Source organism: Shewanella sp. 10N.286.52.B9, assembly GCF_002873635.1.
Classification (GTDB): Bacteria; Pseudomonadota; Gammaproteobacteria; order Enterobacterales; family Shewanellaceae; genus Shewanella.
The window spans coordinates 1-5683 of record NZ_MCTY01000003.1 but is presented as its reverse complement, the minus strand read 5'-3'; the positions used below and the strand labels follow the sequence as shown (position 1 = coordinate 5683).

Genomic DNA, 5683 nt, shown 5'->3' with positions numbered 1-5683 from the left:
TCGAAAACACCACTAAAACTCAAGCCATACGACCTTGCCCTTGTTGCCGACAACCGATGATATTTATGGGGGTGCATAGGAATAAGCATGCACGACTGACAAGCTTTCTTAGGCAAAAACCAACCACACCTAACGCCACTGTTTAAGCGGAAGGATTAAAAATTAACACTTAAGATGCGGAACAAGAAAAGTATCAGGAGGTGCTAAGGCATTGATATTTTAGGTAAAGAAATTAGCTGACGATGCTAAGGGATCTATGCGGCTAGTAAAAAATGTAACTGCTCTGCACACATCGAAAAAGCGTAAGATCTTACGCCGATATTTACACTATAAAGGTATCACTCGGGCTTGTTCAACACTTGGGATAAGGACGCGGCTACGCGCGGCCTATCCTTATCTGTTATACAACTTTTACCTGTTTATCCCAGTTTTCCCACGGAATGAGTCTTCCTGGATAAGCTACTTTTTGAAAAGGCCACTGACTTTTAAGCCATTTAGAAACAACATTAAAAAGCTTTTCTTGTAATACAATACTGTCAGAGCGTATCCAGTAATAGACCTCGCAATCAAACTGTTTTGAACGGCTAGGATCGATATAAATAGAACCAAAACATTTGTTTCTATCAGTATTTAAAACTGAATATGCAAAGGCTTTTTTAGTTTTAAATTCCTGTTCATGCACTTTTAAGCTGGTAATACTTTCTTCTAATGTCATATTTGGTTTTGGCCAAGAAAAGTCCCTACCAAATATTCCTTGTAGTTCAGTTGTGCTAGACATTACAGCTTCATAGTCTAAGTTAGCTACATTGGTATCTAATGGGCAAATATGGAATATATCCGTCTCTAAGTTAATAGGAGCTTCGAAATCTTTGGGAATAAAATGTTTCAACGTTCACTGAACCCTAGAGTTGTATAGACATAATGACTCCCCACTAAAGATGCTGATCTCCAATTAATCGTGGGTTAGCTGAAAGCCAGAGCCATAATAGTTTTGTTAAAGAAACTAAATCGGAGATCAGCATGAACAAACATAACATACTTTTTATTGGCCTAGATACTCATAAAGAATTTGTTGAAGTGGCCTATATTGAAGATCAACGTGACGCTCAAGCCGTTCATTTAGGTCGAGTTTCAAGTGCTAAAGCGTCTATCACTAAACTCGCTAGGCAGTTCGAATATAAATACCCTGATGCAACGCTACATTTTGTATATGAAGCAGGGCCCTGTGGTTATTGGATTTACCGTTTACTCACCAGTTTAGGCCATTGCTGCTATGTCATCGCACCTTCTCTTATTCCTAAAAAACCAGGCGAGAAAGTCAAAACAGATAAGCGTGATGCACTTAAACTGGCTAAGTTATTAAAATCGGAAGATCTGACTGCTATCTACGTGCCAGAGCCTGAAGATGAAGCCATTAGAGATTTATCACGAGCGCGTGAAACAGCGATGAAAGATCTAAAAGATGCTAAATATCAACTCAAAGCATTGTTGCTTCGAAACAATATCAATTATAAAGGCACCGCGAATTGGTCGCTTCAACACCTTCGCTGGCTGACAGAAATTATATTGCCGCACCCAAGTCAACAGATTGTCTTGCAGGAGTACATACAAAGCATCACGGAGCGTATTTCAAGACTTAAACGATTAGACAATGAGTTAGAACACCATGTTAAGAACTGGCGCTATTACCCTGTCGTAAAGGCCATTCAGGCATTACGCGGTGTCAGGTTACTTGTTGCCACTGGCGTTATTGCAGAATTAGGCGATTTAACCCGCTTTGACCACCCAAGAAAGCTAATGAGCTATTTAGGACTCGTGCCATCTGAACACTCCAGTGGCGGTAAGCGGCATGTTGGCTCTATCACCAAATGCGGTAATGGCCGTGCGAGACGTTTATTGGTTGAAGGCGCACATTCATACCGTTATCCCGCAAATATTTCGACCGATATACAAAAACGGCAAGAGGATTTACCAAAGCAAATTACTGATATTGCATGGCAAGCGCAACTACGACTCTGTCGTCGATATCAAAAGCTCATGCAAAAAGGTAAACACTACAATGTCATAGTGACTGCAATAGACAGAGAAATGATTGCATATATTTGGGCTATTTCACGGGAAATTGTACTCGTGCAAATTAACCCTAAATTACGGTTATCAAGAGTACCTGCATGAGTAACAGTTTTGAGTTAATGCAGTTGATCAGGCATCGGCAGTGGCACAATCACCGACGGCGTTAGGATGGCATACAGTTAACCCTGTGTGAACCACGAACATAGACTGAAGACAGGTGTCACGACGGATTATGTAAGGTAGGCGCTGCTTATTGAAAAATAAGTAATCCACGGATATCTGCATGACAACCGACGAAATTACTTGCTTCATCTTCTGCGTTAACTCAATTCATTTTGGGTAAAGAATAAAATAGGCTTAAATCTTTAGGCCAAAACTATTGCGCTTTACTTGACGTGGGGAGTCATACCAACGCCTAAAGCACAGGTGCAGCTTTGCTGCGTCCTGTGCCTTTACTTGTTAGGCGGGCCAATATATTTAACATTTGTTTCAATCGATCTTTGGACGTTACAAACATCTCTGGATTCATTATTGTCTAATATAGATATACGGCGTTCTCTGGAAGTATTAATCTCATAGTAAATTTTCCCATTAAACTCAAATAATCTATTATTCATCCCGCCACAATTTGGATGCCTATTGTCCAAATTTACCCCTTGCATTTTCAATAAGGGAGTTTGACCTTTGTTGTTTTTAAAGGTGCCGCTTTCAATATTTAGCTCATCATAATACAAGAAATCACACCCTCTTCCTGCACCGCTCGCATAGTTTACTTGGGCTACAAGCTCTTTATTTCCATCATTATCAATATCTAGATATCCTTGCCTGAGTATTCCGGTCTCATACCTACCAGCCTCTCTGACCTGTTCGCGCGTCATCACAGGCTTGTCTTTTAACTCGATATACCGAAGCTTATTTTCGCTTGCTAAATTACATATATCAGAGCTCGTTTCTAATTCATTTGTAGGAATGAATTTTTCTGACTCTATATTTTCAAATTCGCATACCACGTAACTATTGTTCTCTGGCGTGGTATATCTTATGTGAGAGGAACCTTTCTCTGTGCCATGCGAGTTATAAACCTTACCATTATATTCAAAATAACTAGAGGAGAAGGTCCAATATGTTTTCCACTCAAAGCCAATTGTTTTGAGATAAATATTATCGCCATTTTGTTTTTTGAAATTTATACAGGGGGCATTCATTGTGCCGCCCCAACAAGTCTCCGCAACTTCATCCTTTCCATCGTTGTTGACATCGAATAGCTCATTGTTAACAGGGTTTCTTTTAGCGGTACCGGAACAAACTGCTTCTAGATCAGTTAGAGTCGGCAAAATGTTTTTGGAAAATACATCCAATGTATTAATCCTATTTTCATAAACCGAAATTAAGCATCTATCCAATCTTGAACTATTTCGACACAAATCATTTCTTTGCCTTATCCATTTCCTTTGCTCTTTTAAAAGTATTTGAAATTCACTTTTTTCAAGATTGCTCTTTAATTTGGAAAAAGTTTCAGAAAGATCGTCATCAAGTTTGCTTAATTGATTATTAGAACATATTGACTGCTCAATTTTTGGTGAAGCCTTAGAGCAATCAAAACTTGCCGCATAAGAATTTACTGAAAATACAGATATTAATATGAGTAGGTATTTCATGTGCTTATTCGCCTAACGCCGCAATAAGCGGTCAGCTAAATGTTGGCTAAAATTGTTGTGAGGAACGAACAGCAGCCAACGTTTAGCTGTCCGTCTTGATTGCCTTTGTTATATTTTGGCTATGAATAATATTCGAAATCTTGTTGTAGCCTTTTTTCTAGCTCTTCTTCAGTATCAAACCTTACTGTATTTGGGTAAGGAAGTGATTCTTTTTTACTAGACCAAGTAAGATGAACTATATATTTATTGTTTTCAGATAAAACAAGAATATCGTCGCAGTCTTCACGTTTAGCAATTACAGAAAACTCCTTGCCAAACAGCATATGACCAATATCGATTTCCTTTTTAGCTTCAATTAATAAGTTCTTTTTATGAGTATCGGGATAGTCATTAATATCCGACCACGGTTCTAAATACATTTGAGGTCTCTAAAAATATAACGCTTTAGATAATGAGCCGATGTTTTATCCTAAAAAAAGCCCTCGTAAAGGCCAAAACATCGTCTCATTAATCGTCTTGTTGAACTGCCGCGATACCTGTGGTGATTGCTCACTTGCTAGTATCGCGATAGCTGATTTATTAATCAGTAGACTACCGCAAGTAAAATCATTTATCACCTTCTTTTATAATGATAATTTGCAACCTCCTGTCGATTACCCACCACAATGCCACCAGGTGATCTCAGGCAATAATGCTATCCCTATTAATGTCGCGTGCTATCCACCACCGTTGGTTTATTGCCCGTCGCGGCTTGTATCTCTAACTCATCACAAATCGCACAATCTATCGTTAAACCAAATTTATCCATCACCCCTTGCCAATCAGGTAGACTCGGCGTTTGATATTCTGCTTGCCCTTGACTCAACCTCGCTTGATTTAAGCGGGCTATCTGACTGGGGTGATAGAAACCGTAATAACGCATACTCTGCTGATGGGGCAATGGCTGATGACGTAATATTTGCCGTTCAAAGTCGGCAATGCTGTAACGGCTTTGCGCCATCTTTTTAGTCCGGTGATCTCGATATCTGAAATACACCTGCCCATCTTTAATCTTCAGTATCTGATGGTTTTTAAGGGCGCCACCACACATATATCGCGCTAAATATTTTGCTACCCCAAAGCCTTGATTGTAGGGCTTACATGCATAAATTTGCCATTTAACCCGACCAAGTTTATTGAGTAAATTAATGACTGAAGTGCTTGTCTCGCCATTGGGCAATATCAACTCCCCCTTACTGAGCCCCGCGTTTATTTTAGCAATTAGCTTACCTCTAAATAATCGCTTAACCACTTCAACTGGCAATAGGCTTTTACGTCTCGGCTGCTGCCATTTACCAGCATCATCAAGACCGCCGTGGGTCATTAAACAATGTATATGCGGATGATCACTTAAATTTCGTCCCCAGGTATGCAGCGCAAGCAAGAAACCAGCTTGAACGCCTAAATGCTGTTTATCAGCAAACAGTGTCTTTAACGTCTCGGCCACGCTCTTAAATAACAACCCTTGAAACCAGGCTCGATTAAAACGCCAAAGTGGTAGTAGTTCATGGGGGCAAGTAAAGATCCAATGATGATGTTGAGTAGCAAGTAATCGCGCTGACCAATCTGCCAGCCACTGCTCTCGCTTCACAGTCTGACACTGGGGACAACCTCGATGTCTGCAAGAATTATAAAACACTCCACACAGATGACCTTGCTCACAATATTGACCGTGACTGCCCATCTTTTTAGTTCGACAAGCCGTGATCGCATCGAGTGCTTTGAGTTGGTATAGCGGTAACTTCACCCCATATTTTCTTGGTGGATATTGGGTGAAGAGTTGTTGTAAGGAGTATTGCGTCATAGCAATAAATATAGACTATACTGTACAAAAAAACAGTAGTTATTATGATGAAAATTGATTAGCTATGGGCTTCTCCGGACTCCGTCCGGCAGGTTCAACAGCTTATTCA

Annotated in this window: 6 protein-coding genes and 1 pseudogene; 2 read left to right on the top strand and 5 right to left on the bottom strand. The window is 39.9% G+C overall.

Features of this window, described 5'->3' with window-relative positions:
- Positions 1 to 146: pseudogene (locus BCU91_RS00470) on the top strand (IS91 family transposase); the annotation flags it as partial.
- A 254-nt stretch (positions 147 to 400) separates the two neighbouring features.
- Here the strand turns inward: BCU91_RS00470 and BCU91_RS00465 are convergent.
- The gene (locus tag BCU91_RS00465; RefSeq protein ID WP_102530670.1) at positions 401 to 889 is read right to left on the bottom strand and encodes a hypothetical protein; all 489 of its coding nucleotides are present in this window, start codon (positions 887 to 889) and stop codon (positions 401 to 403) included.
- Positions 890 to 1020: 131 nt separating this feature from the next.
- Between BCU91_RS00465 and BCU91_RS00460 the strand changes: the two genes are divergently transcribed.
- Complete coding sequence (locus BCU91_RS00460; RefSeq protein WP_102530669.1) at positions 1021 to 2175, top strand: IS110 family transposase; 1155 nt, start codon at positions 1021 to 1023, stop codon at positions 2173 to 2175.
- Positions 2176 to 2202: 27 nt separating this feature from the next.
- Here the strand turns inward: BCU91_RS00460 and BCU91_RS20130 are convergent, their stop codons facing one another.
- From BCU91_RS20130 to BCU91_RS00445, 4 genes are all read right to left on the bottom strand, one after another.
- Positions 2203 to 2385, bottom strand: a complete 183-nt coding sequence (locus BCU91_RS20130; RefSeq protein ID WP_133126564.1) for a hypothetical protein — start codon at positions 2383 to 2385, stop codon at positions 2203 to 2205.
- Positions 2386 to 2525: 140 nt separating this feature from the next.
- On the bottom strand, positions 2526 to 3731 hold the full coding sequence (locus BCU91_RS00455) for a lysozyme inhibitor LprI family protein (protein WP_102530668.1): 1206 nt from the start codon (positions 3729 to 3731) through the stop codon (positions 2526 to 2528).
- A gap of 119 nt (positions 3732 to 3850) precedes the next feature.
- Positions 3851 to 4150 carry a hypothetical protein gene (locus BCU91_RS00450; RefSeq protein WP_102530667.1) on the bottom strand — a complete coding sequence of 100 codons (300 nt, stop codon included), beginning with the start codon at positions 4148 to 4150 and terminating at the stop codon, positions 3851 to 3853.
- A gap of 284 nt (positions 4151 to 4434) precedes the next feature.
- On the bottom strand, positions 4435 to 5574 hold the full coding sequence (locus BCU91_RS00445; RefSeq protein WP_102530666.1) for a transposase: 1140 nt from the start codon (positions 5572 to 5574) through the stop codon (positions 4435 to 4437).
- Between the last annotated feature and the right edge of the window lie 109 nt (positions 5575 to 5683).

What these genes read in the sequence shown, in the direction of transcription:
- BCU91_RS00460 (WP_102530669.1), top strand. Translation starts at nt 1,021, where the DNA reads ATGAACAAACATAACATACTTTTTATTGGCCTAGATACTCATAAAGAA.
- BCU91_RS20130 (WP_133126564.1), bottom strand. Translation starts at nt 2,385, where the DNA reads ATGAAGCAAGTAATTTCGTCGGTTGTCATGCAGATATCCGTGGATTAC.
- BCU91_RS00455 (WP_102530668.1), bottom strand. Translation starts at nt 3,731, where the DNA reads ATGAAATACCTACTCATATTAATATCTGTATTTTCAGTAAATTCTTAT.
- BCU91_RS00450 (WP_102530667.1), bottom strand. Translation starts at nt 4,150, where the DNA reads ATGTATTTAGAACCGTGGTCGGATATTAATGACTATCCCGATACTCAT.
- BCU91_RS00445 (WP_102530666.1), bottom strand. Translation starts at nt 5,574, where the DNA reads ATGACGCAATACTCCTTACAACAACTCTTCACCCAATATCCACCAAGA.